Here is a 24,488-nt window from a genome sequence, read left to right on the forward strand (position 1 = left end):
GTTTTACGCAGCCGTCGCTGTTGTGCTTTCGTGTTCGGCCAGAAAGCGTTCGGCGTCGATCGCGGCCATGCAGCCGGTTCCGGCAGCGGTGATCGCCTGCCGGTAATAAGAATCCTGTGCGTCGCCGCAGGCAAAAACACCTTCGATGTTTGTTTTCATCGTCTTGCCTTCGGTGATGAGATAGCCGACATCGTCCATATCGAGGACACCTTTGAAAAGTTCGGTATTCGGCTCATGGCCGATAGCGATGAAAACGCCCTGCGTCGGGAAATTACTTTTCTCGCTCGTTTCGTTGTTGAAAATATTTATGCTCTCGACGCCCGTTTCCTTACTGCCAAGGATGTCTGTAACCTCGGTGTTCCAAAAAATCTCGATCTTTGGATGTGCGAGAACTCGGTCCTGCATTATCTGTGAGGCGCGAAACTCATGACGCCGATGGATCAATGTCACCTTAGAAGCAAATTTTGTCAGGAAAAGAGCTTCTTCCATCGCAGTATCGCCGCCGCCGACCACGACTATCGGCTTATCGCGGAAAAAGAAGCCGTCGCATGTAGCACATGCCGAAACGCCATTTCCGCCGAGGCCTTCTGGCACAGGAGCTTCCCCAGGTATGCCGAGCCACTTGGCAGACGCTCCGGTGGATATTATGAGCGTGTCAGCTTTTATGACGGTGGTTATTTCGTCGCTGTCTTCGCTGTCCTTGCCGAAAAGCTTAAATGGACGCTGAGACAGATCTACGCGGTCGATCCACACATTTATTATCTCGGTACCGAACCGCATAGCCTGTTCGCGAAACTCGTCCATAAGGATCGGGCCCATTATTCCCATCTTAAAGCCGGGATAATTTTCGACCTCGGTCGTGATCGTGAGTTGTCCGCCCGGTTGCGGACCATCGATCACCAACGGCGCAAGCTGCGCGCGGCCTGCGTAGATCGCCGCCGTCAAGCCTGCCGGCCCTGAGCCTAAGATAACGACTTTGTGATGCAATTCCTTTTGTGCCATATAGCCTTTCAAACAATGCGCGAAATTCGCACTTTGTATTTGCCTATGCATATAGTATAACTATGCGGTAACGGGTTCGTCTAATAGATCAGCTTTTCGGTCTGTGCCGCACGAACTGCCCTAATTTACAACATAGCACCGGCAATTTGCCTGTAAATAGTTACCGAAACAGGTGTTTCGTGTTAAACTAAAGCTGTTTTTGTGCCAATATTCTGACTGAATTTGCGGATGACATCCATACAGACCCAATTCGATGAAAAGCGGTTTGCCCTGAGGATGGCCCTCAGACTGCCGGTCGTCGTTTCCGGCCGAACGGAAGACGGCTCTGCATGGAGCGAGCCGACCGAGACGGACGATATTTCGACGCTGGGCGCGCTTTTTCAATTGAACCAATCTATCGCCGCCGGCGACAGCGTTAAGATTCGCGCGCATCGTCCAAACGGCTCGCCGGTCGAGGTCAAAGCGAATGTCGTACGCGTCGTTCCGGCAAACTTCGGGACTTCGCGCGTCGGCGTTTCTATCGAAGAATCAAAAGAAAGCTGGCTGCGGCTTTTCGTCGCCTGGATCGCCGACGACAATGTCGTAGAAGGCGCAAACGAATAGCACAAGATTTTCAACGCAAAGTCGCAAAGTTGCCAAGACGCAAAGAAGAACGGGAACTGTAAAAATCTACAATTGAAATATCATCGTTTTATCTCTGTTAACTTAGCCGTCTTTGCGTTACAACCCTTCTTAAATCATGTCTAATTACGAAACTATCACTGTCGAAAAGCGCGGCAAGGTCGCTGTGCTGACGATAAATCGCCCCGACAAACTAAACGCTCTCAATAATCAGGTTCACGCCGATGGCGTCGCGGCTCTTAGTGAATTAAAGAAGGACGATAGCGTTCGTGTTTTGGTGATAACCGGTGCGGGTGAAAAAGCATTTATTGCCGGTGCGGACATCAGCGAATTTGCGGGACATACGCCGGTAACTCAACGTGATGCATTTCACGAAAGCTCGCTTTTCAATTCGATCGACACGTTTCCAAAACCTGTTATCGCGATGGTCAACGGATTTTGTCTCGGCGGCGGCAATGAGCTTGCGATGGCATGCGATCTGCGTATGGCGAGTGAAAATGCGAGGTTTGCGCAGCCCGAAATTAATCTCGGCATTATCTGCGGCGGCGGCGGAACTCAGCGGCTGACTAATCTCGTCGGCGAAGGCCGCTCGATGGAAATGGTGCTGACAGGCGATATGATCGACGCCGCAACGGCAGAAAAGATCGGCCTAGTCAATCATGTCTATCCCGCCGATCAACTCGAAGCTGAGACAATGAAACTTGCCGAAAAGATCGCCGAAAAAGCGCCGATCGCTTTGCAGCTTTCAAAGGAAGCAGTAAAATTTGCCTCACGCTCAAACCTCGACGAAGGCCTCCGCCGCGAAGTCGATCTTTTTGCGATCTGCTTCTCAACCGAAGACAAAAAAGAAGGCGTCGCCGCATTCCTCGAAAAACGAAAACCGGAATTCAAAGGCCGCTAATGACTGACGAACAAAAGCGCTATTGGCGCGTGGTGATTGTTACCGGTGTCTTTCTCATTATTTTGGGATTGATAGCCGTCTATAGCCCCAATCGTCCGGGATATTGAAATTACGCCGCCGCCGCCAGTGCTCAAAACTTGACGCGCACCGCCTTTTTCGCTAAATTCTTACTTCGACTCGGAACTCCGAACTCCGAACTCGAAACTCACTATCGGGGACGTAGCTCAGCTGGGAGAGCGCTGCAATGGCATTGCAGAGGTCAGGGGTTCGATCCCCCTCGTCTCCACCATTCAAATCTAATCCTCAAGTTAATCTATCCCGGGCGGAAAAATTAGACGCTATGAGACTCTTAAAGATATTTGCAGTCACCGCGCTTCTAACGACGGCGAGAACAAGATGGAAACCGGCGGAGAGTTTAGAATTGAGAAACCGACCTTTACTACGTGGTTTGTGCGGGGTTATGAATAGAGAATATTAGCCTGTTTGGCCTGCGTATTTGGTATGGACGTGATGGAAACGCTGCCCAAAAAAGTTGATCTTTCCGATGGCTTTTTGGGGGTCTCCGATGGCTTTTTGGGGTCGTGCGATGGCTTTTTGAGGGTCTTCAGATGGCTTTTTTAATGAGTTTACTGATAAACCCTTTCAGATCATATATTTAGCTTGCCATCGCGGCTTTATCAATACAAGCCGGCGGTTCTCGTAGTCTATTCACGCTGTCGTCAACGACATCCGGCATTATCGGCTTTATTTTGGTTGTCATCGTGGCTTTTTTGGGGTTTCAAATGGGCATAAGAATAGCAGGCCCTTGTTTAATAAATGCGGGAGTTGAACGAACTCTAAGGACGGGTTTGTGAAAGCGTGATTTGGCCGTTTGTGGCTGCATTTGGAGTGCCTTCATTGAGCGTCAAACGCTCCCATACGAGCGGTGATGCGGTGCCAGGCTCACCGACCGCGGTAAATCTCAGATTCAGCAGGATCCCGTTGCCATCAATAGGCATCGAACCGTAAACAGCTACTCGCAGTATGCCCGGTTCGTTGGCGTTGAAAACAGTGTGAAGCCCTCGGCTGACGGTTCCGGCGACATCTACAGCATCTACAAGCGGTTGGATGACGGCGGGATCATACCTCAGATCAAATTCGTACGAAATGATGTCTTTGTCAGCAATTCTCTCGACACTTATCGGAACGACGATCTCGTTGCCGGATGGTGTTGTCAGGTAGGGTGCGGTGATCGATATACTTCTTTCCGGCCCGCTCGTATTTACGCCGCGCGCTACTGTATTCGCCCAGTTTCCCGACACCTCGCCTAGCAATATCGCCGAATAGTTTTCATCGGCAATATTGGAACTGGACATCAAATAGTTACGGTTAACGGGACTAAATCTCCAAGTTCCGGTCGCTCCGAACGGGGGAGAACTAGTTGTGTAACGGGCAACTTGTGCCGCGTCGAACGAATTAACGCCGCCGTTCCCACTTACATCTGCGGCGGCCTGTTGACCGGGAGTGAACGTAATGATACCTGTGACAAACTGCGATATCCGTGCCGCGTCAAACGAATTTATCGCTCCGTTTTGACCGCCTGTTTTTGACGGAGTAACACTATAGGAACCAAGCCCTACACCAAGCGAATAAGTTCCACTCGGAAACGTGGACAAAGTAGAACTAGGCGGCGAGCCTGCCGCACTGATAAGCACATTTGAAACAAAACGGAGATTAGGTGAACCGACCGCGTTGCCGTACGTAACAGTTCCGTTGACGAAAGACACAGGCGTCGGCGTCGGTGTAAAAGTTGCCGTTGGTGTAAAAGTCGCTGTCGGTGTAAAGGTTGGCGTCGGCGTGAAAGTCGGTGTCGGCGTAAACGTTGGTGTCGGCGTACCGGGAATCGATGATGGTACTACGACAAATACTCCAAAATGAGGCAGCGTAGTAGATGGTGTAAACGTTGTCCCAACGGGCGTTGCGACGTTTGTCGAAGCTCCGTTGAGCGAAAGGCTTATGGTTGGAGCAGTCGAATTATAAACACCCGATGCAACTGCCGCACCTTGGTAATTGAAAGCATTTTTGATCGTGAACGACTGGCCGTTCATAAGGCCCGCAGAACTGAGATTCACGTTGATCAACGGGGAACCAGTCGAGGTGCAAACAACAATATTTGCCCTTCCGGACATATAACTATTTGGCCTGACAATGGCCGTATCCGGCATATCATTCGCATTAATGGTGCTCGCGGCATCAAACCCGGTCGAGGCTTTCCACTGAGCAAATTTTTGAGTTAAAACATCTGTAGTATTGCCGAATTTGTAGGCGTTGGCTGATGTTGCATAGTAGGTGTTGTTATCGATCGTGTAAGGAAGTTCTGAAGACTGAATGTTTATGCCAGGTGAACCTTCAGAAAAGAATTTATTGCCCGTCACGGTCACATTTGACACACCAGTGAGTTCCAGGCCAATATTTTCGCCACCTACAATATGGTTATTCAGAATATGACCATTGTCCACACCCGCTCCGTACCCGAATACAACGTTGTAACCGTTGATATTATGAGGATGGAATAGGAAGTTGTTCTGGATGAGAATATCGGATATTCTCTGGGTCTCTGTGCCGACAAGGAGATTGTAATGACGCAGATCGTAGCCCAAAGGCGATCCTGAATTGGAGAACACATTGCCCTGAATATCGCCGCCCGGATAGGCTGCCGTTCGCCCGTACAGCTGTGCTCCGAGGCCAAAGTTATTGAGGACGATATTGTCGTAAACACGCGAGTAGCCCGAAGCGTTCTCAAGATACAGCCCGTGTCCCTTACCCTGATCCGTGTCGTCAAACACACCGTTGTTGTAGATCAGGCATCCGTAAATTTCAGTGTTCGAGCTTGAGCTTCCCGAGAAAATACCGTTGAGATTGTCATGAACGCTGAGATTTACAAACTTGTTGCCGTTTCCGGTGTTGAATACGCCAGCACCACGCAGGCCCTCTGCCCCGTCGGTGTTCCAGTTTCGCAACGGGTCGCTGTTCGTTATCTCGATGTCCCGGTAAGTAGTATTGCTACCAGTGACGGTAAGCTGACTGCCCGCTATCCTTACGACAGCTCCCGCAGCGTGAGGCACTGCTCCCGTACTGCTTCCCGCCGCCGCACGATTGACCGTTATCGTATTCCCGCTGATCCCGTTGATGTACAATGCCTCTCCGTCTACTATCAGCGTTGAGGTGCCGCCCAACCGCCAAGGAGTGACAAAGGCAGATGCGTCTGAAACCGTAATCGTCGTCTGAAGTGAATCGATGTTTTCAAGAAGAGTGGTGTAAAGATATCCGTTAATAATCGGATATTCATCCGTAACTGCACGTACCGTTCCACCGTTCAGTAATGATTGGAATTTGCCCTGATAAATGCCGCCCCTGAGGCAAAGCGTCTTTTCGGCAACGATGACCGTCGTTTTATTGAGCGCTGTTTGAAGGCTCCAAGGGTTTGAAATGGTTCCGTTACCCTGAGCCGAGCCAGTTGGTGATGCGTAGTAATCACAAGGAGGAATATCGGCAGGGACAGCGATAGTGCTTGGTTCACCATTTGTGATCGCACCAGCTTTTACAAGGGCCTCGCTCTTATAAAACAGGATCACAAGTAGCAACAGCAGACAAACGGCTACTGAGCGGATTGAAAGCATCCGAAAAGCAGGCGCGGAGCATTGCTCATTAAGTCGAATCATACAGGCTATTGCTAAGAGTTAAACATTCTAACCCTAAAGAACATTTTTTTCAACCCCAAAAAGGGGCGCAAATAGCCTTTCGCCTAGTGTTCATGAGGAAATCGCGAGGTTATCAACACTGATGAAAACTACAGTTTGATCCATATTTGTAGAGTAGAATCTATTTCACAGGCGGATCGTCGGAAACCTGAAAGAAATCGCCTGTTCCGTCATTGGTCTTAAGAAGCCGCATTACGTCCTCGTAACCAAATGGACGTGCTCCGCGTCGGCCGAATACAGCGATCTGGTTGCCGCTTTCATCGGCAGCGCGATCGCGGTCGAGACCTTTTGAAATGCTGATAGCTTCGCCTTTTGTCTTGAACATCGCGATCAGCTTTGGTTCTGGCCGCGGGCTGAACCCTGAGTAGTTTGGCATTGTTTCAGGGTCGGTAAGCTGGAGGATCTTGAGGCCGTTCTTTCCGTCGGCGACGTAGGCATAAAGGCTGGCGTTAGTCATCGCGACCTTGATCGAGTGGGCATCATTGATCGAACCGTCGGCATTGAAAGTCTGATCAAGCTTTGGCTGTTCGGGTTTTTCGATGTCGATTATTGCAATACCGTCCTTGCCGTTAGCCACATAAGCGTAAGTGCGGGCGACGTAAATGTCATGTGCGTGGCCTAACGGTACTATCGCGTTACCCACGAGCTGAACTTCATTTTTGGCCTGCAGATTCTTAATGTCTATCACTTTCAAGCCGCCTGCATCTACTACGAAGGCGTATAGGAATTGCACCGCGACGGCCTTGGGTTTGTTTAACGGAACCTGAGCCGCTACTTTAGGCTGAAGCGGCGTGGAAAGATCGACGATCACCATAGCCGAGTCAGTCGTTAAGTAGGCGTAGTTACCAGCGATAACAACATTATTCGCACCGTTGAGCACACCGTCAGGATTGAAAGTCACTGAGCGTTTAAGGAAATTGTTCTGCGGATCACCGTCTAGCATTGTTGCGGCATTGACAAGGATCAGGCCTTCGTACTTGTCGGCAACATACAGGTAAGCATAAAGCGGATGTATCGGACCTTCTTCGTTGATCGCAGGCCTCGGTTTGCCCTGTCTGTCAGCTTCTTCGTTAAGACGCAATGCTTCATCGGGCGGAACTTGTTTAAATGTGCCATCTTCGTTCCGAACAGTTCGCCAGCGTGCAGGATCGACCGCTAAGGTTGATGGTGCAGCGACCGCAGCAGCGTATTTCGTTGGAACATAAAACTTTTGACCGAGCGGGGAAACGGGCGCAGTCACGATGCGCTCTGAAAATCCTTTGTGATCGATCTGTGCTACATCGTAAACGCGAAGGCCGCCTTTCCCGGCTGCCGCGTATGCGTATTCGCCGCGAACCTGCACCTGCAATACCTCAGGACGGCCTTTGTTCTCGTAAACCTCGTCAAGCTCACGGCCATCACGGACAAATTTATCGTAATCATCCCTATAGGCCAGCTTATGTAGTGTGCTGCCGTAAACAGCCTGCGGTTCGTTGTGTTCGGTGACGGCTATGGCTTCGAGCGAATGGGTCGCCGCAACGTAAACATAACGGCCCATGAAATTGACGAAGTTCGTTCCTTGCAGCATCACCTGCGCTAGCCACGCGTTATTGTCCTTGTCTTTTGAAACGTGGCAATTTGAGCAAGTCTGCGTTTCCTTGCCGCGAACGGTGTGAGGAACGTGCGTATTGAATGCTTGACCTGAAAAGCCCTCTGCTGAGACGGTTTGCTGCTGGCTGTAGATCCATTCGCGATTTTGGTTTCGTGAGCTCACAAGCACCGCAGAGCGTGATGCGACCGGTGCTACGCGATGACCTGTGACTGTGCCGTCTTTGCCAAGCATGAATATATCGTCGCGAAGTACCTGGAAATTATAAGACGTGAAGTTTCGCGAATCGCCGCCTTCGTTGTGCCGATTTGGCATTTTGCGATTGGATTCCATACTGAGATGGCACCCAAAACAGCTTGTCACCCAGGATGTATGGCACGCATAGCAAGTCATATTGCTGTCACGATGGGCCAGCTTATCCTCGACCACGGTGGAGTCGCCCCATGTTTCATTATCCTTTTGGATGGTCTTGGCGTAGGCCGATGCAGGGTTGTAATCGCGGGTTCCTTCTGTAACCGTATCGACTGTTTGCGATACACGCCACCACAAGTTTGGATCGACGATCGAGTTTTGAACGATGTCGCCTTTTTTTAGGGCGATGTCGCGTCCGCTGGCATTCTTTCGCTTTGTATCGGCCTTGATGACCTCAAGGATAAACTTCTGTTTGCCGTCGGCAGCGCGAAACTTCAATCGCGTCAGATCGCGGCCGATGAGAGGCTTGTTATCTTTGGTCCTTTGGTTGATCTCTCCTTTATTCGTTACAGGCATAGCAGCAAAGCCGCTCGTGATGCCGCTGGCTTTTGCCTGGACAGTTCCGTGGCAATCAATACAGCCGACTTCTACCGCCGCACGCGGTTCGTTGTAGAGTATGCCCGTGCCGTGGCTGTCCTGCTGGAAGTGACAATCGGCGCAGTGCATTCCTTTTTCGAGGTGAATGTCCTGGAGATGAACTGCCTTTTTGAATTTGTCAGGGTCATTTGGTTCGACAACACGCCCGCCAACGTCTAAGAGATTTCCTTTACGATCCTTTTTATAGACATTTTTAAACATCCAGCCATGGCCGTGAGAATCGGCAAATTGGACATTCTTCAACTTAGCATTGAAATCGGCAGTTCCCGTCTGCTGAAGAAAAACCGAATCTGACCAAAGCCCGCGAAGAGAGGCTCCTTCGGGATTTTTGTCGAGTTTCGCTTTTTCTTCAGACTGGCTCGGATTGATCTGTTTGTCCGCCGGATACATGAATTTGCCATCGGTCTCGTTGTCCCACCACATCTGCCCGAGATAAGTCGCGACCATGTTCGTTCCCGGATGCATGTGACATGTCATGCATTGCGTCGTGGGAATGTTGGACGTAAATTGATGTTTGATCGGGTGACCGGATTCGTTCTTTGGTATTTTCGTATCTGCAGATTGCGAAAAACCCTGATTACCCGCAGCAGCATATGGACCGGCAGCCTTTTTGCTGGTGTCATTAGCGTAAATCACATGGCACGCCGTACATCCGGCGGAGCGATAGTCGCCCGCGTGGTCGTTAGTGCCAAGAAAGTTAAGAGTTGGGTCGAAAAGCCGCGTTTTTTGCAGGCCGAGGTAAACCGGATCAGTACGGTTGTTTGTTCCAAGTCCACGCGGGCTAAGTCCTTTGTCCGGCTTGCCATTTTCTTCTTCTTTGTCAGGACTTCCGATCTCAAGCCGTCGCTTACCACCTCGTTCGAAAACGCGTAGGATGTTACCAGGCTGCGATATTTCCCAACGCGGCAGCGGATAAAGCGATTCTAGAAAACCTTCTTTTGCCTGCTGTTCGCGAGTAGGTGCCGGAGACTGAAATAGCGCCTGAGGTTTGCCGTCTTCGCTATAGCTTTCGCCAAAAGATGTGTCCTTGATATGGAATCCGCCATTGTTATAAAGAGCGGCGCCCCATAGCATTGCACCATGTGCCATCATGCTGCGCGGGCTCCGTTTTGTTTCTTCGGCGTGGCAAGTGCCGCAAGTTTGGCTGACCACGCGAAAGTCGCCCGGATTAATAAAACGGACAAAATCGCGGCTTTCCCTTGCTAACAGAGTATTTGTTCTTTCAGGGTTGCGGCTGGAGCAGTTGCCGTTCCTACATCCCCATTCCTTTGGAAATTTCGGCTGGACATGAGCATCTTTTTGCGTCGTTGCTGCAGGATTGCCGCCGTGACAAGCGGTGCAGCTAAGGTCTTGAGCATCTTTGCCATCTTTAAGCGTTTCGTACACATCGCCGCTGCTGTTAAATTTGTGCATCGGCTCGATATTATTGTGGCAAGTCAGACAGCCTTCCATCGGAGCTTCGTTGGATTGTGAAGGTGCGGGCGAAGAAGGTAGAGTTTTCGTGATTGTTTGTGTGACAGGAGGCGTGTCGTTCAATTTTGCAAGCACCGCGCTCTTCCAAACGGCAGCGGCCACAAAACAAGCAAAAGTGAGCAGGACGATCAGCTTGATCTTTTTATGCATGTTCGTTACTGCGGACATTTTTCCTTACCTCTTCTCTTAAAAAATCAGTTTCATTTGGCTGAACATCGAATATTGCGGTTTGGACGGATTGATGACATCGCCCGAGCAGAAATTCGGTATCGGGCAATTTCGATCCCTGTCAGTGTAAATATCTTTGAATCCTTTGCCCGCAAAAAATACGCTGCCGCCAAATGTGAATGTAACGTTATTTATTAGCCAGGGGCGATAAACGACACCAAGACTAAGGTCACCGCCGATCTCATGGCGAATGCGAGGCTGGAAAAGTGTGTATTCGAGCGATTCTGTTCGATGAAAGCGGAGGTAATTTGCGTTGAATATGGCTTTTACGGTTTGCGTTATCTCCGCGTCAGCACCGAGATTGAAGATCTCAATTCCAGGATTTACAAAATTTGCCTGTCCCTCGGTCTTGCTCGAACGCAGCGTCGGCAAAAGGCTGTTTCCCTGAACCAAACCCACTTCGGTCGATACGAGGCGAATTCCTTGTCGGTTCCAGTACGAAAACTGCCCGCCGACAAAATTTGGATCATCCAGGATCGCGTCAAATCCCGTTGCTTTATCATCCGTCGGATCTTTATCACCTGACGCAAAGAAAACCGATGCCCGAAACCGAAGCCAGTCCCGGTCGATCGAGGCCTCAGCTGCAGCCATATGTGCCCTGATATTTGTTTTGCGGCCCGCTATCGAATTGAAATCGTCGCGGCCAAAAGCGAAATAGTAAGAGTTCGATAAATTCAACAAGCCGATGTGACCATCGCCATTAAAACCTATGTAACCAGCCTTAACGTCATGCTCGCGGGCACTGCCGATCAATGCCGGACGCACGAGAAAGCCGTTCTCGTCGTAATGAGTACGTCCACGGTCATCGTTGTAAGCGCCTATGGCCTGGATCGTGTAACCTTTCGTCAGAAAATCCTGGCGATAAAAATTGGCTATGTAAATATTCTGATTCCGCGTGTGAAATGTGTTCAGGTTGCTATTCGTGTCCTTTTCGAGCTGATGGAAATAAACGACATTGAACTGATTTCTATTATTTGAAAACGCTCCAAAGAAACGTGCGCCTAAATTGTTGTCCGAATACAAAAAGCCGCGAAAATCGGCGTTGAACGGCTGAATGCCGGCACGAATAAATGCGGCGTCATAGTTATCATTCGTGTCGAATAGTTTTACTTCGGCAAACGCGTCTTCAAGCGATGCATGAAAGTCGGTTCGAGTCGTACCGCGACGGACATCGATATTTACGATGCCGTTCTCGCGTGCATTCAGGTAATTTGGAACACTGAATGTCGGTGATATCTTTATGGCCCATGTCCGAGGCCTAAAAACAGTGTCACCTCTGAAAAACTCGAATGAAACTTGAACTGTTTGATTGAACGAGAGGCTTTCAGGACGGCCAAAGAAGTTGTTGCTGTTCGGGTCAGCGGTGCTGACATTATTTCCTGAAGGTGTCCGGCGTATTTCTACGCCAGTCGTACTCGTTCCGGACAAGATCATAAAGTACTTGTCGCCGATGATCGGGAAATCACCTTTCAACACATTTTGGTCGTAAGGGTTGTACCAAGCATTTCGCTTAAATGGAATATCGCGTCCGCGAGCACCTTTATCGCCATAACGATCATATTCAGGAAACTCATAACGCCAGCGGTCGCGGACCTCGCGTCGATCGGCAATAGGTTTCGTTGCGGTTTCTTTTTTTTCTGTATCCTCAGGTTTGGTTTCTTTTTGAGTATTGACGACCTTAAATTCAATTTTTCTGTCACCGTTGTCGATGATAACGTTCTCGAGGATCGGGCATTTTTCTTTCTTACGGTCGCAGAACAAATTTGAAAAAACACCGTATTCGGCTGCTTTACCTTGATCAAAACGTGCTTCAAATGGCGATCCGACAGTTATGCGATAAGCACCTGCACGCAATCGGAAAGAATAATCGCCGTTGGATTTTGTGATCTGAGTAGAATCTTTGCTTGATGTCTGGTCGGTGACGATCACGGTCACGCCTGCGACCGGCTTGCCTTCGTCGTCAACGACCCTGCCAGTAAGACGTCCGCCCGACGATTGGGCATAGTTAATTGAAGCTATAGTTGCAGCTAAAAAAGTGAGAAAAAGGACACGTTTGGGAAAACTCAACGACATAGCGTAAATTCTTCCAACAAAACCTCGGGGCAAAATAAATTAAAATTCTTTTCGATGTTGCTGACAGACGTTGTAACATAAATTGGGACAAAAACCAAACATTAAAATAACTTGACTATCGGGCGGGTTTGTATAATATTCAGAAACACCATGAAAAGTAAACAACTGGTAAAGAAGTTTAAGTTTTTTGCCGGATTTGTGATCTTGCTGATTTTGGGCATCAACACAAACGCGCAGAACAGCCTAACAGTTGCGGATGTGCAGCGGATCATTGCTCAGGCGGTTTCGGAGGCCGTCGCATCTAATCAGAAGGTAACCGTTTCGGTGGTGGATAAGGAAGGACATGTTCTAGGAACTTTCGTTATGACCGGCGCTGCGGCGACGACCACGATACGCGGCACGGGCAGAGCTGGGCAAGGTTTTGAGAATGTTACAGTTCCGGCGCGTTTTGCTTCGTTGTCAAAGGCTGGCACCGGTGCTCTGCTGTCGTCTGGCGGAAACGCTTTTTCGACGCGAACCGCTTCGTTTATTATTCAGGAACATTTTCCGGCTGGAATTGACAATACGCCTGGCGGTCCGCTGTTCGGCGTCCAGTTTTCGTCACTGAGATGCTCGGATGTTGTGATAGCGGGGCTTCCGCTTGGGTTATCGGGCGATGCTGGAGGAATTCCGCTTTATAAGAACGGTATTGAAGTCGGTGGCATAGGCGTCGAGGGAGACGGCCTTTATACTATCGACACAAATCCGCGTGATAGTGACCAGTCTTTTGAAGAAAAGATAGCTGTTGCCGGGTCGCGTGGGTTTGAGGCTCCGGCGTTGATTCGTGCCGATAATATTCTCGTAGCCGGAATTAGATTTCCGTTTGCGAACATCAGTACTTCCGATTTTCCCGCAGCGACGGCGATCCCTTTTGGCAGTTTGCCGGGAGCGGTTGATCCATCGGATCCGATCATCGCTGCGCCTGCTAGTGATTTTGTTCCAAGAACATTGAACGGAGTCAGCGGACAGGCCAGCGCACGGTTTCCGACTGTTGCAGGTTCCGCTTTGACGGTTGCTGAGGTCGATCAGATACTCGGAGCAGCGGCCGGTGTTGCCAATATTACTAGGGCCGGTATTCGCCAGCCGATCGGCAGCAATGCTCGTGTTAACATAGCCGTCGTCGATACGGACGGAAGAGTTTTGGGATTTTTTCGCCAGGTTGATGCCCCTGTTTTCGGATTTGATGTTTCTGTGCAGAAGGCTCGATCGGTGAATTTTATGTCGCGCCCAGACGCCGCTGCTAAAATTACCGGGGCCGGAGCTAACACAAACGGCGTCGTATTCGCTTCATATGTTAACCGTGCAAATGCCGACGGAATTGCGTTAAACGGAACCATTGCATTCAGCGACCGCGGGTTTGGTTTTCTTCATCGGCCTTTGTTTCCAGATGGTATAAACGGAACAGACGCCGGGCCGTTCAGCAGGCCGCTTGCGGATTTCAGCCCTTTTAATAACGGACTACAGACCGACCTGGTCTTTGACAAGGTTGCTGCTCCGCTGCCAATGTGCCGCAGCGCGGTAATAGAAAAACGCACGGCAATGCCGCCGTTTTGCCAGTGCACACCAATTTCGGAATTGAAAAACGGTTTACAGATCTTTGCGGGCGGCATTCCGCTTTATCGCGGCAATACGCTTATCGGTGCGATCGGTATCAGCGGTGACGGTATCGAACAGGATGATCTGATCGCGGCCGGCGGAGCAAATTTGTTTCCGGCTCCGCTAGCTATGCGTTCTGACAATTTTTTTGTTCGCGGCGTTCGTCTTCCGTTTGTAAAATTTCCGCCAAGGCCGTTTTTACCCTAAAAAACAATGCTTCGTCTTTGTTGGCAGTTTTTAATTGCTTTACTTGTTCTGTCGGGCTGTCCTGCGGTTTATGCGCAAACTGCGTCTAAAACGACAGGTTCATTGGTGATTAACGGCCGTGCGAAAACGACATCAAAAACCGTTGTTCTCAAGAAGAAAAGGTTCTACCTTTTTCGCGGCGACCGTGAAGCAAACAGGACGCTGATCGAAAATCTTAAGGCGGCGAACCTGCCATCGCGTGATTGCTTCTATTGCCAACTGAAAGCAAGCGCCGAATTTATGCAGTGGTTGAAAGCTGGTGACGGCAATTGTGAATCTATTCATTGCCGCGAGATATCGCAGGAAGATATTACAAACGTGCCAGAGTTTCAAATAGCGTTTCAAAAGGGAACAAAACCTTTCGCAAAGAAACCGGAATTGGCGCGCAAGTGGCTTGTTACAAATCTCGAACCGGGCTTTCGTACAGGACTTTACGATGCGCGAAAGGCAATGATCGACGGCCTGCTGAAAGATCTGCCCGCAGAACGACTGCCGGTCCAGTCTGCGATGACTGACAACAGCTCGTCGGCACTGGCCAATTTTTCAAGCATTCCATTGACCGCTGCGACCGAAAAATTCATATTTGCTAATCTGGTACCTGTCGAGATCGGTGAAAAAAGCTATGTATGGATCTGCGAGGTCGATATTGGAAAGGACAAAAAAACGCCGATCCTCGATGCACCGGAAAGCAGTAAGATCATTAAGAAATGTGAAGTGATCGTTAGAGATTTGCCGGATTGCAAAGCGGGAACCTGTGATCAGAAATGAAGTATTGCCTGAGATTCATTTTTATTGGTTTAGGGGCTGTTATCTTCGCCGGTAGCTTTCTACAACATTCTACGGCTCAAAAGGCGGCCAAAAATTTTTCGCATACCACGAAGTCCCACCAATTTGCCGACTGTAAGATTTGCCATACACTACCGACGCGAAATTGGATGTCGCCGAGAGCGGATAAGGCAGAACCATTTCCTGATGTGACGGACTACCCATTTAACCTGCCCGACACAAAGGGTGCGGCGAAGCATACTGCATGTTTCGGATGCCATACTAATGACATTTACAGCAACGGCGGTGTATTTTGCGCTGGATGTCACCTAGCATCGGGGCCGCGTGCAAGACCAGGTAAAGGGCTACGACCATTCCCAAATAAAGCTCACCCAACACAGTTCACGACGATCTTTCCACACGACGCTCATCAGGACATCGTTGCGTCGAATCGAAGGACGGATATCGCGGTCGGCCATATAGTTTTGGCTAGTTACACGAATGAGGCTGAGAACAAGAAGACGGAATTTTATAATTGTTCGGTCTGTCATCAAACTGCCAAAACCTTGCCAAAGTATGCAGTTCGAAAACCGGACTCGGATCAAAAACTACCTGTCGCTGTTCCGGACAGTTTTAGACCAACAGCAGATTATTTCAAAGATGTTCCGATGAATCACGCGTCGTGCTTCAACTGCCACTATCAGCGTATACAACCCGTTTCCACAAACTGCTCGGGCTGTCATAAACTTGCGGACAAGCCTTATTTTGAGGCGACGATTGTAGAACGTTCATCGCTAAAATTTAGCCATGAGCAGTTAGGCAAGAAATCGCAGGTCGGTGAGCGTGTTCACGCGAAGGACTGCATGACCTGTCATCTTCGCACTGCCGGAAGTTCCGATCTGCAGGCCTTAAAGAAAAACACCGAGCCTGAAGTGCCGTTTTCTACCTGTGTTTCTTGTCATAGCGACGATATAAAGGATCAACTGGAGAAGCGGGAAAAAGACAAGAAGTTTCAGTGTAATTACTGTCACACGTCGGTTATCGGCCGATATGACAAACCCGAGAGCCATCACGAATAAAAGCAAAGAATGAAAAACGTGCCGCGTTCAAAACAAGTGTTGAAAACCGCGCTCGTTTTCGGATGCGCCGTGTTTTTTGCGGCAGCCTGCATTCAACAAGCAGCGAGATCGCCCGTGACGCTTACTTCTGCAGAGACACCGGATGCAATTCCGCAACGAGCATCGAGCAAGACTTTCGAAGACTTTTCACACAAGATTCCTGAGCATACACAATTTGCCTGTAATACTTGTCATCAGCGAGAGGATCGCGGCGTCAAGAGCAAATTAGGCGGACATGAATCCTGTATAGGGTGTCATCTGAATCAATTTGTGGACGAAGATCAGGTTATGTGTGCGATCTGTCACACAGATACAAAAGGGCAAGATCCGCCAGTCAAGGCTTTTCCGACAAAGTTTATCGAGGGCTTCAATATGAAGTTTGACCATGCGGTTCATGAAAGAGGTGAGGCTCGTCCTGCGGAAGGATGTGCCGCGTGCCACGAACCGTCAGGGCCGGGAAAAACAATACCAGTTGGTTTTCAAGCCCACGCAAATTGCTATGGATGCCATACTGCCGAAAGCAAGCTCGGCCAATGCAGCGTATGTCATCAATTGGCCCCATACAACCGGACACTTCAGTCTGAATACAATTTCAAAGCGATCTTTTCGCACCGGGACCATAACGGAGTAGGCTGCAACGAATGTCATAACGTCGTTGCCAATGCTCCAAATGCGCGTCAGGTGACCAATATTCAAATACTCCAACATAGGACAAGTCCCGGCAACAATTGCCTTCAATGTCACAACGGGAGACGGGCATTTACAGGCAACAATAGATTTGATGTAAACAGCTGCCTTCGTTGTCACGGAGGCAGCGTTTATACTCAGTTGCCGTCCGGAACATATGCCGATACGGCAGAAGAAGCTCCGGCGACTGAAAACTAGTCAATTCTACACTCGTTGCGCAGGGCTAAAGCAAGTAATTGCAGCATTTAGATCGATATAGGATCGATATGGGGCAAAAATGGCATCGGGCGCCCCCCTAAAAGCCATCGGAGAACCCACAAAAAGCCATATTTGAACTCCAAAAAGCCATCTAAAAATCAGAATATTTCCTTACGATGGTCTAACCTTGGCGGCGTTGGCAGGATGGTCGGAATGGTCGGCAGGCGCACGCAAATCGCAAAGGAAAACACACTAAGTTTACAAACTAAGACACTGCTCAGGTTCGCAAAAATATTGACTTCACGTTGAAAAGGGTTTTTAATTGTTTGTGCTATGAAAAATACAGTTAAGTTGATTTTTGTATCTGTTTTTGCGCTCGGTGCATTGTTTATTTTTTTGAGCGGCACGAGTCTTTCAACGACCAATGCGGCTGTTTTTTCAGGATTGTTTGCCCAGCCAACTCCGCCCAAGAATACGAACACAAAATCTCCTGAAGCGAACAGCAAACCGACGTCGGTTAATGCAGCCGCAAATGTCGCTGTAAATTCTAATTCCGTCAAGGCAGTGCCGGCAGCGACCGGAACCCCTTCCACGACTGCGGCGAATACCGTTCCAGCATCCGGCGGCAAAACGATATCAAAGACCTTTAAACTCGGTTTGGATAGTCAATCAGAATATGGCGAAGCCTTTTTTGATCATGATTCGCATGCTTTTAAGAATTACAGCCCCGATGGTAAATCTGTTGTCGGATGTGTTGAATGTCACCATACCGATCAGCCGAAATCGGCGCTTCAGGCACCATATGTAACGTCTGAACGGGACGTGGTGTTAACGCTTGATGCGTGGCAAAAGTCTAGCCAGAAAGTGAGCAGTTGCCGAGACTGTCATTTTCAGGATGGAAACGTTCCTGACGGAAAGACAATGCCGACGGCTAACAAGAAGGACCTGAACAACCAACTCGCCTATCACATCAATTGCAATTCGTGTCATGATGCTGCCTACAAGCTGAGGCCGGAATTAAAATCTCGTAAAGGATTTGCGACCGCAAAAGACTGCGCCGTTTGTCACAAAGTGGATTGATCAATGGGATTGCAGCAATGCGACAAATGCGGGGAAATGGTTGACGAGGCCAAGGCATTTTGCCCCGGTTGCGGCAATGCGTTTGTCGAGGAAGAAAAAAGGCAGGAAGCATCAAAGTTTGAGAAATTGGAAAGCACGGTCCAATACGGTCAGACAATGTACAATCAGATGCTTGAGGACATGGGGCTGAACATTGTAGGCGCTCCGAGTTCCGTTGAAAAACGAGTTGAGGTTGTCGTGCCGGTGAAAACAGAGATCGTGTTGCCGGTAAAGACAGCTAAGACTGTAACCGTAAAACCTGCGGTAACGGAGCAGGACACAATCGCGGAAAAGCATAAACCTGTAAGCTATACAAAATGGTATATTCTACTCGGAGTAGCGGCAGTTTTTCTTTTGCCGCTAGCTCTGGCGTCCACAATCTTTGTTATTTTTGAAATTTGGTCGCGTTTTAAGTAAAAGTCCGAAATCCTTAGATCGTCCGAACTTGTAATGCCACGTGTTATAGAAAATCACGAGCAGGTAATTGAGGCATTTCAAAATGTTGATATCGTATCCGAACTTGTCGAAAAGCTTCCAAACGGTGAGTTTCGAAACGAACTCGATATGGATATCATCCTGTTTGGCCGCAGCTATCGCGGAAAACAGGTTGGCCCTTATACGCGACTTCTAGAATTTCAACCGGGCGAGACCATCGTCCATGAGAACACTTGGGAAAGTAGTATCTTTTACATCCTCGTAAAAGGCTCCCTCGAAGCCTCGATAAAAGAACAAAACGGAAACCGCAAAAATGTTGGGATCATTTCAGCCGGAAATTCTTTCGGTGAAATGGCCATGCTTTCCGGAACGCCGAGAACTGCGACGGTCTCAGTTGCTTCGACGGGTGAACCCGCGCTTGTGTTGGAATTTACCCGTCCGGCAATTCGTTTATTGCGAAAGCTATCAAAATTCGGCAAAGCTCTCGATCGCAATTACCGCAATTATGGACAGACTCTTACACTCAATGAACTCAAAGATTTCACGAACCTTGATCTTGATAAAGGGGTTCTCCACCGATTGAATGATTCCGCGCGTTTTGCGGTATATGAAAAGAACCATGTGCTGTTTCGAGAAGGCGATCCAATAAATCGAGTCATTTTTGTAAGAAATGGCTGGATACAGCGTGTTAGCGGCGTTGAGTTTAATCCAAAGGCAGCAGAACTATTACTTTCGGATGAAACGGTAGGGCTTGATTTTCTTGGTGCCGGAACCTGCCTTGGGCTTGAGGCGGTCGAAGCCTCAACAAATTGGAAATACACCGCCACTGTCGCAGGACGCACCGAAGTTCTCGAAGTAGCAGTTACCCGCCTGCGCGAAGATAAAGAAATGAGTTCAGTAGTCGTTCCCTTTTTGAAAGGAATGGCTGACAACGATGATCAGATGCCGCTGCATCCGAGCGACAGCCGTGTTTTGACAGCTACAAGCCGAGAGATCGAAACCGGAGTTGTCGATGGCGTAAATCTGCTGGTTATGGACATGGCCAAGTGCATTCGCTGTGGTAATTGTTCGCTGGCATGTCACAAGGTCCACGGTAACTCGCGTCTGACCAGGCGCGGTATCCATATCGAGCGGCCATTCAAGCCCAACAAACCGGCAACCCAGAGCATCTTAGTCCCGACAGTTTGTATGCACTGTCAAGACCCGGAATGTCTGACAGGCTGTCCGACAGGTGCGATCGCGCGGTTTCCAAACGGTGAGATCGATATCAATCCGCAAACGTGCATCGGCTGCGGCGACTGCGCTACGCAATGTCCTTACAATGCAATTTCGATGATCGCCCGGCCAGACCCGAAAAATGGGAATGGCAACGGAGCGTTTACAAATCTTCTATCGGCATTTTCACTCGGTGAGGCCAAGATGCCCATGCCGGTCGAGCAAACCGAGAATTTGCTTGCCGTAAAATGTAATCTTTGTCACGACACGAAAATGAACCCGAAAGGCGCAAAGACCGAGGCTTATTCCTGCGAAGAAAATTGCCCTACCGGAGCATTAGTTCGTGTAAATCCGCGCGAGTATTTTGATGAGGTCAACCAAACGATCGGCCTTATACGACGAACCAAGACGCACGCGATCGGTGAGAACATACACAAATTTGATCTATGGGCAACGATCTGGCATGTGATCGGTATTGCGATGGTTTTGGCGTTTGGCGGTGCGGCCGTGTGGGCAACACGCGCTTACGCTCAGGACATACCATTGAGTGCGGGAAGTTGGGTGACGATGCGATGGCTGACGGGGCTTACAGGTCTAGTGAGCATCGTCTGGGTGATGGCTTATCCGCTCAGAAAACAGGTCTATCGTCGGCGTGCCGGAGCCTTACGATATTGGATGTTGTCGCACATCTATCTGGGTGTTTTGGCTGGAGTTCTTCTGTTGGTTCACGGAGGTACAAGCTCAGGCGGTTTGCTGACGACGGTCCTTATGATCTCATTCGATCTTGTGATCGCCAGCGGACTTTTTGGTGCTGCGTGCTACATTATCGTGCCGAGATTTATGACAAAGGTCGAGCGTGAACCGCTGCTTTTGGAAGACCTCGAAGCTCGGCGCGAAGAGCTTCGAGCCGAACTTGTTCGAGCTGCCGATGAAACCACCAGTGAAGAACTTAATCAACTGATCCAAAGGAAAGTGCGCCGCCGTTTTTTAGGACTCGGCTATCTTATTAGGCAATATCTTAAGAGAGAAGACCTTGGAACAATGCTCGCCGGTGCCCGCGAAGAGTTTCGTTCAGCGGCGGAAAAGATGAGCCGTTCCGACGATGCTCGTTTGATGGAAGCAGTGGAAAACGCCGCAACTCTGCGTCGTGTCGATGCACTCTGCTATTTGCATCAATTGCTCAAATTGTGGGTTGCTCCGCATGTTCTTTTTACGTCGTTAATGTTGGTGCTAATGTTGATCCATATAGCCCAGGTTGTTTATTTTAACGTCCGATGAGCGAGAAAACAGGAAAATTTACGATCTCCTATGCGGATCTGCTTACCGAAACAAAATCGGTCGAGAGCGACAGTCTATATATCGGACGCCTGGAAACATGTGAAGTGTTTTTGGACCACACGACAGTTTCCAGAATTCATGCAGGTATCAATTTTCAGGACGAGAACTACAGCATAGTAAACCTCTCCACATCAAATGTTCTAACGCTAAATGGCCGCCGTCTTACATCAAAAAAATCAGATGTGTTGGCCGATGGCGATACTATTCAGATCGGCCCGTTTACAATACTTGTAGCGCGGCTTGGCGATGAATTGTTGTTGGTTGTCGAACGTCAATTTGCAGAACGAACGCCGCCGCAAGTTTCAAAATCTTCCAAAAAACCTACAACCTCTGCGGCAGTAGCAGCAGGAGGTGTTCTCGATGTTTTTTGGGAGAAGCGTTCGCGTGACAAAGATGATTGGGGAACGCGCCTGCGTCCGACGGAAAAACCAAAACCGGGCAAGGCAATGTTCAACTGGAAACCGACGCGCGATCTGCGCCCAACGTGGCGAGTCGGTTTGTTTATTTGGGCATTTTTAGTGATCGGTGCACTGGGAGTGTATGCATTTTTCCGCCATCCGGACGCTTATGCGTCGAAGCCGCTTTCAAACCCGCATGCCTCGATGATAGAGAACAGCGCCATTGCGACAACAGCCAACGGCAATTCATGCACGACTTGCCACACTTTGAATGAGCCGGTTGAAAATTCCTGTATCAAATGTCATTCGGCTGCTGAATTTCACTCGTCCAATACAAAAGCCCATGAGCAAGCCGGCATTACCTGCACCATGTGTCATCGTGAGCATCAGGGAGCGGATTTTGATATGAAAACCACAGCAATTCGCACTTGTGCTGAGTGTCACAACGATCAAAATCCAAAGACCTACAATGGCAAGGCAGTACACACGGCTCACGGTGGTTCTTATGGTTATCCGGTAGTTGACGGTGTGTGGAAATGGAAAGGCGTTTATCGCGAAGTCGCCGACGCGATACCTGAGATCAATCAAAGTGCGACTGGTGACAAAGATGAACAGGCAAAATTAAGCCGTCAGTTTCACACAATTCATCTTTACCGTTTGCAGTCCCCTGCTCCGCTCAAGGGCGACAAACGTGGACTTGTAACGTGTTCGACATGTCACGAATCTTTTGGTGCAAATAACATAGACAGAGTGAAGCCGCGTCAGACATGCGCTGTTTGTCACACAACGCCTGAAAATGCGACGGAGCGTGACAAGCGTTTTGAAACAGATTCGGCAAATTGTATTTCGTGTCACGTCCAGCATCCTTACAGCACCGGACGGTGGAGCGAATTTCTAACGACCGATGCTCTCGACAGGAGGAAAGAGGCGATCACTAACAAGATCAAGCAGCTTAGCGGCCAATGAAATTTTTCCATCTTTTTATTTGTCTCGTACTCATCGGGTTTTTGATCTGGCTGAATCAGGCATTCGTTCCTGTGGACGCAGTCCGTTACGGCGGATTGTCGTGGATCGGTTGGGCCAGCATTGGGTTGGTCGGTGTAGGTGTTGGGCTGCTGTTTATATTTAACGACTCTTCGCGCGCGTTTGGTTTTTTTAAAGCTCGCGATGAGATGGCCGCTCCGGTTACAAATATTCGAACACTTTCGAAAGCGGAACTTACCGAGCTCGGTCTGGACAAATATCGAGGTCCATCTTATCCTCACCCGGTCATTTTCGCTGAGCGATGCATTGGCTGTCAGGCTTGCGTCGATGCCTGTCCTCATGATGTGCTCGCGATCGTCGATGGAACTGCTGCCGCTGTCGCTCCTGACCTCTGTATGGAAGACACTGCGTGCCAGGCCGAGTGTCCGGTCAACCCAAAAGCATGCATCGTCATCAACACAGCAAAGGATGTACGCTCGCTTCCCACGCCAACGCGGGACGGGTCGACATTTCAGACCAATGTTCCGGGATGTTTCATAATCGGCGATGTTTCCGGCGTTCCGCTGATCAAGAATGCGGTGAAAGAGGGTGCAGACGTAATTGCCCATATTGTTGATGAACTAAAGGGTGCTCAACCGGAACCAAAAGCAGATTACGATGTTGCGATCATAGGCATCGGTCCTGGAGGAGCATCCGCAGCGGCCTCGGCTCAAGAAGCCAATCTTCGGTATGTCGGGATCGAACAGGATAAGACCTTATCCACCATCGACTTGTATCCGAAAGGTAAATATATTTTCTTCAAGCCAGATACAAAGGATTGGTCGGGAGGGATACCCGTCACCGGTCTTGGCCTTTCAAAGGCTAAATACGGTGGCTCAGAAGGTGACGACGATCAGACGATCTTTGATGCGGTGGGCCACGATCTGAAAACTATAGTTCATGAGCAGGCGGCATTGCTCCATGGTGAAATGATCGCAAAGATCCCGACGACGCTCCATGAAAAACTTGCACCGAAGCTTTCAGAAAAACTTGAAAAAGAGCTGAAAAAACGCATCGCCGGATTTTTGCGGTCAAAAGGCTCCGTTGATTGGGCGCGAGTTTTTCAAACACAGTTTCTTAAAGAACAGAATAATTTGTTACCTCTTTTTCGCTCCGATATTGCCGATCAGCTTCAAACAAAAATTCCGGGTGATCAACGTGAGAACATTCTCGATATTTGGCTAGGCAGCCTTACATCAAAGGGAGTAAAGATCAACGAAAACGAAAGCTGCAAAACCGTAAATAAGGCTGAGGACGGCGATTATTTTGTGATCAATGCTGAACGCGGAGCAGAAAAGCTGCCACAAACGTACAAAGCTCGCCGCGTTATTATAGCTATCGGCCTTCGCGGCGCTCCAAACAAATTGCGCTTGCCGAATGAAGATCTGAAATTCAAGATCGAAGGCCGCGAAGAGCAAAAGGTCATATATGGCCTCTCAAATCCGGCTGAATTTTGGGGATGTCGTATCGTTGTGGTTGGCGGTGGAAATGTGGCTGTCGAGGCGGCTGTCGATCTGGTTGCTACACGTGACGGAGCAACGATTACCCCGCGAACGCCGGATATGATGAATAAAGTGACGCTGTTGGTGCGCGACTATTTGGCGCCAACAGTAAAGTTCGGTAATAAATTTCAGCTTTATCAATGTGCAGATAACGGTATTATTGACCTGCGGTTCGGTGTGGGAATCAAGGAAATGCGCGAAAATGAGATCGTGCTGGAAGATGTAAAAACTAAGAAGGAACTCGAAACGATACCGAATGATTACATTTTTGCGCTGATCGGCGGTGAGAGGCCGAATAGATTTTTGGAATCGATAGGTATTACTATCAAGTAGT

General features: G+C 49.2%; 15 protein-coding genes and 1 tRNA gene. 12 read left to right on the top strand and 4 right to left on the bottom strand.

Going from position 1 to position 24,488, the window contains the following annotated elements:
- Nucleotides 1-3: 3 nt before the first annotated feature.
- The gene (gene trxB, locus IPL32_08445) at nucleotides 4-1,002 is read right to left on the bottom strand and encodes a thioredoxin-disulfide reductase (protein MBK8465846.1); all 999 of its coding nucleotides are present in this window, start codon (nucleotides 1,000-1,002) and stop codon (nucleotides 4-6) included.
- Nucleotides 1,003-1,230: 228 nt separating this feature from the next.
- Between trxB and IPL32_08450 the strand changes: the two genes are divergently transcribed.
- The 3 genes from IPL32_08450 (at nucleotide 1,231) to IPL32_08460 (ending at nucleotide 2,813) form a co-directional block, all read left to right on the top strand.
- Nucleotides 1,231-1,605 (top strand): PilZ domain-containing protein, encoded by a 375-nt coding sequence (locus tag IPL32_08450; protein MBK8465847.1) that lies wholly within the window; start codon nucleotides 1,231-1,233, stop codon nucleotides 1,603-1,605.
- 136 nt (nucleotides 1,606-1,741) lie between these two features.
- Nucleotides 1,742-2,524 (top strand): enoyl-CoA hydratase/isomerase family protein, encoded by a 783-nt coding sequence (locus tag IPL32_08455; protein ID MBK8465848.1) that lies wholly within the window; start codon nucleotides 1,742-1,744, stop codon nucleotides 2,522-2,524.
- 213 nt (nucleotides 2,525-2,737) lie between these two features.
- Nucleotides 2,738-2,813 (top strand) — tRNA-Ala (locus IPL32_08460).
- Between the two features lie 547 nt (nucleotides 2,814-3,360).
- On the opposite strand, the gene IPL32_08465 is transcribed toward IPL32_08460, so the two are convergent.
- The 3 genes from IPL32_08465 to IPL32_08475 all read right to left on the bottom strand — a co-directional run bounded on the left by IPL32_08465 (nucleotide 3,361) and on the right by IPL32_08475 (nucleotide 12,475).
- Entirely contained in the window at nucleotides 3,361-6,225 is a 2,865-nt protein-coding gene (locus IPL32_08465) for a hypothetical protein (protein MBK8465849.1), read from the bottom strand.
- Nucleotides 6,226-6,385: 160 nt separating this feature from the next.
- Complete coding sequence (locus tag IPL32_08470) at nucleotides 6,386-10,342, bottom strand: hypothetical protein (GenBank protein MBK8465850.1); 3,957 nt, start codon at nucleotides 10,340-10,342, stop codon at nucleotides 6,386-6,388.
- An 18-nt stretch (nucleotides 10,343-10,360) separates the two neighbouring features.
- Nucleotides 10,361-12,475, bottom strand: coding sequence for a carboxypeptidase regulatory-like domain-containing protein (locus IPL32_08475; GenBank protein MBK8465851.1), 2,115 nt, complete (start codon nucleotides 12,473-12,475; stop codon nucleotides 10,361-10,363).
- Nucleotides 12,476-12,625: 150 nt separating this feature from the next.
- Between IPL32_08475 and IPL32_08480 the strand changes: the two genes are divergently transcribed.
- The 9 genes from IPL32_08480 (at nucleotide 12,626) to IPL32_08520 (ending at nucleotide 24,487) form a co-directional block, all read left to right on the top strand.
- On the top strand, nucleotides 12,626-14,317 hold the full coding sequence (locus tag IPL32_08480; GenBank protein ID MBK8465852.1) for a heme-binding protein: 1,692 nt from the start codon (nucleotides 12,626-12,628) through the stop codon (nucleotides 14,315-14,317).
- A 6-nt stretch (nucleotides 14,318-14,323) separates the two neighbouring features.
- Nucleotides 14,324-15,124, top strand: coding sequence for a hypothetical protein (locus IPL32_08485; protein ID MBK8465853.1), 801 nt, complete (start codon nucleotides 14,324-14,326; stop codon nucleotides 15,122-15,124).
- Nucleotides 15,125-15,291: 167 nt separating this feature from the next.
- Nucleotides 15,292-16,200 (top strand): hypothetical protein, encoded by a 909-nt coding sequence (locus tag IPL32_08490; GenBank protein MBK8465854.1) that lies wholly within the window; start codon nucleotides 15,292-15,294, stop codon nucleotides 16,198-16,200.
- Nucleotides 16,201-16,209: 9 nt separating this feature from the next.
- Complete coding sequence (locus IPL32_08495) at nucleotides 16,210-17,124, top strand: hypothetical protein (GenBank protein MBK8465855.1); 915 nt, start codon at nucleotides 16,210-16,212, stop codon at nucleotides 17,122-17,124.
- A 333-nt stretch (nucleotides 17,125-17,457) separates the two neighbouring features.
- Nucleotides 17,458-18,204, top strand: coding sequence for a cytochrome c3 family protein (locus IPL32_08500; GenBank protein MBK8465856.1), 747 nt, complete (start codon nucleotides 17,458-17,460; stop codon nucleotides 18,202-18,204).
- 3 nt (nucleotides 18,205-18,207) lie between these two features.
- Complete coding sequence (locus IPL32_08505; GenBank protein MBK8465857.1) at nucleotides 18,208-18,660, top strand: zinc ribbon domain-containing protein; 453 nt, start codon at nucleotides 18,208-18,210, stop codon at nucleotides 18,658-18,660.
- A gap of 33 nt (nucleotides 18,661-18,693) precedes the next feature.
- Nucleotides 18,694-21,171, top strand: a complete 2,478-nt coding sequence (locus IPL32_08510) for a cyclic nucleotide-binding domain-containing protein (protein MBK8465858.1) — start codon at nucleotides 18,694-18,696, stop codon at nucleotides 21,169-21,171.
- A complete protein-coding gene (locus tag IPL32_08515) occupies nucleotides 21,168-22,595 on the top strand; it encodes an FHA domain-containing protein (GenBank protein MBK8465859.1) in 1,428 nt (475 codons plus the stop codon). Before IPL32_08510 ends, IPL32_08515 begins: the two co-directional genes overlap by 4 nt.
- Nucleotides 22,592-24,487 carry an NAD(P)-binding domain-containing protein gene (locus IPL32_08520; protein MBK8465860.1) on the top strand — a complete coding sequence of 632 codons (1,896 nt, stop codon included), beginning with the start codon at nucleotides 22,592-22,594 and terminating at the stop codon, nucleotides 24,485-24,487. Before IPL32_08515 ends, IPL32_08520 begins: the two co-directional genes overlap by 4 nt.
- The last annotated feature ends 1 nt before the right edge of the window (nucleotide 24,488 follow it).

The organism is Chloracidobacterium sp. (assembly GCA_016711345.1).
In the GTDB taxonomy this organism is placed as follows: Bacteria; Acidobacteriota; Blastocatellia; order Pyrinomonadales; family Pyrinomonadaceae; genus OLB17.

Excerpts from the sequence above, each read along its gene's own strand:
- trxB (MBK8465846.1), bottom strand. The coding sequence starts at position 1,002 with ATGGCACAAAAGGAATTGCATCACAAAGTCGTTATCTTAGGCTCAGGG.
- IPL32_08465 (MBK8465849.1), bottom strand. The coding sequence starts at position 6,225 with ATGATTCGACTTAATGAGCAATGCTCCGCGCCTGCTTTTCGGATGCTT.
- IPL32_08480 (MBK8465852.1), top strand. The coding sequence starts at position 12,626 with ATGAAAAGTAAACAACTGGTAAAGAAGTTTAAGTTTTTTGCCGGATTT.
- IPL32_08450 (MBK8465847.1), top strand. The coding sequence starts at position 1,231 with ATGACATCCATACAGACCCAATTCGATGAAAAGCGGTTTGCCCTGAGG.
- IPL32_08500 (MBK8465856.1), top strand. The coding sequence starts at position 17,458 with ATGAAAAATACAGTTAAGTTGATTTTTGTATCTGTTTTTGCGCTCGGT.
- IPL32_08495 (MBK8465855.1), top strand. The coding sequence starts at position 16,210 with ATGAAAAACGTGCCGCGTTCAAAACAAGTGTTGAAAACCGCGCTCGTT.
- IPL32_08515 (MBK8465859.1), top strand. The coding sequence starts at position 21,168 with ATGAGCGAGAAAACAGGAAAATTTACGATCTCCTATGCGGATCTGCTT.
- IPL32_08510 (MBK8465858.1), top strand. The coding sequence starts at position 18,694 with ATGCCACGTGTTATAGAAAATCACGAGCAGGTAATTGAGGCATTTCAA.
- IPL32_08520 (MBK8465860.1), top strand. The coding sequence starts at position 22,592 with ATGAAATTTTTCCATCTTTTTATTTGTCTCGTACTCATCGGGTTTTTG.
- IPL32_08505 (MBK8465857.1), top strand. The coding sequence starts at position 18,208 with ATGGGATTGCAGCAATGCGACAAATGCGGGGAAATGGTTGACGAGGCC.
- IPL32_08490 (MBK8465854.1), top strand. The coding sequence starts at position 15,292 with ATGTCGCCGAGAGCGGATAAGGCAGAACCATTTCCTGATGTGACGGAC.
- IPL32_08475 (MBK8465851.1), bottom strand. The coding sequence starts at position 12,475 with ATGTCGTTGAGTTTTCCCAAACGTGTCCTTTTTCTCACTTTTTTAGCT.
- IPL32_08485 (MBK8465853.1), top strand. The coding sequence starts at position 14,324 with ATGCTTCGTCTTTGTTGGCAGTTTTTAATTGCTTTACTTGTTCTGTCG.
- IPL32_08470 (MBK8465850.1), bottom strand. The coding sequence starts at position 10,342 with ATGTCCGCAGTAACGAACATGCATAAAAAGATCAAGCTGATCGTCCTG.
- IPL32_08455 (MBK8465848.1), top strand. The coding sequence starts at position 1,742 with ATGTCTAATTACGAAACTATCACTGTCGAAAAGCGCGGCAAGGTCGCT.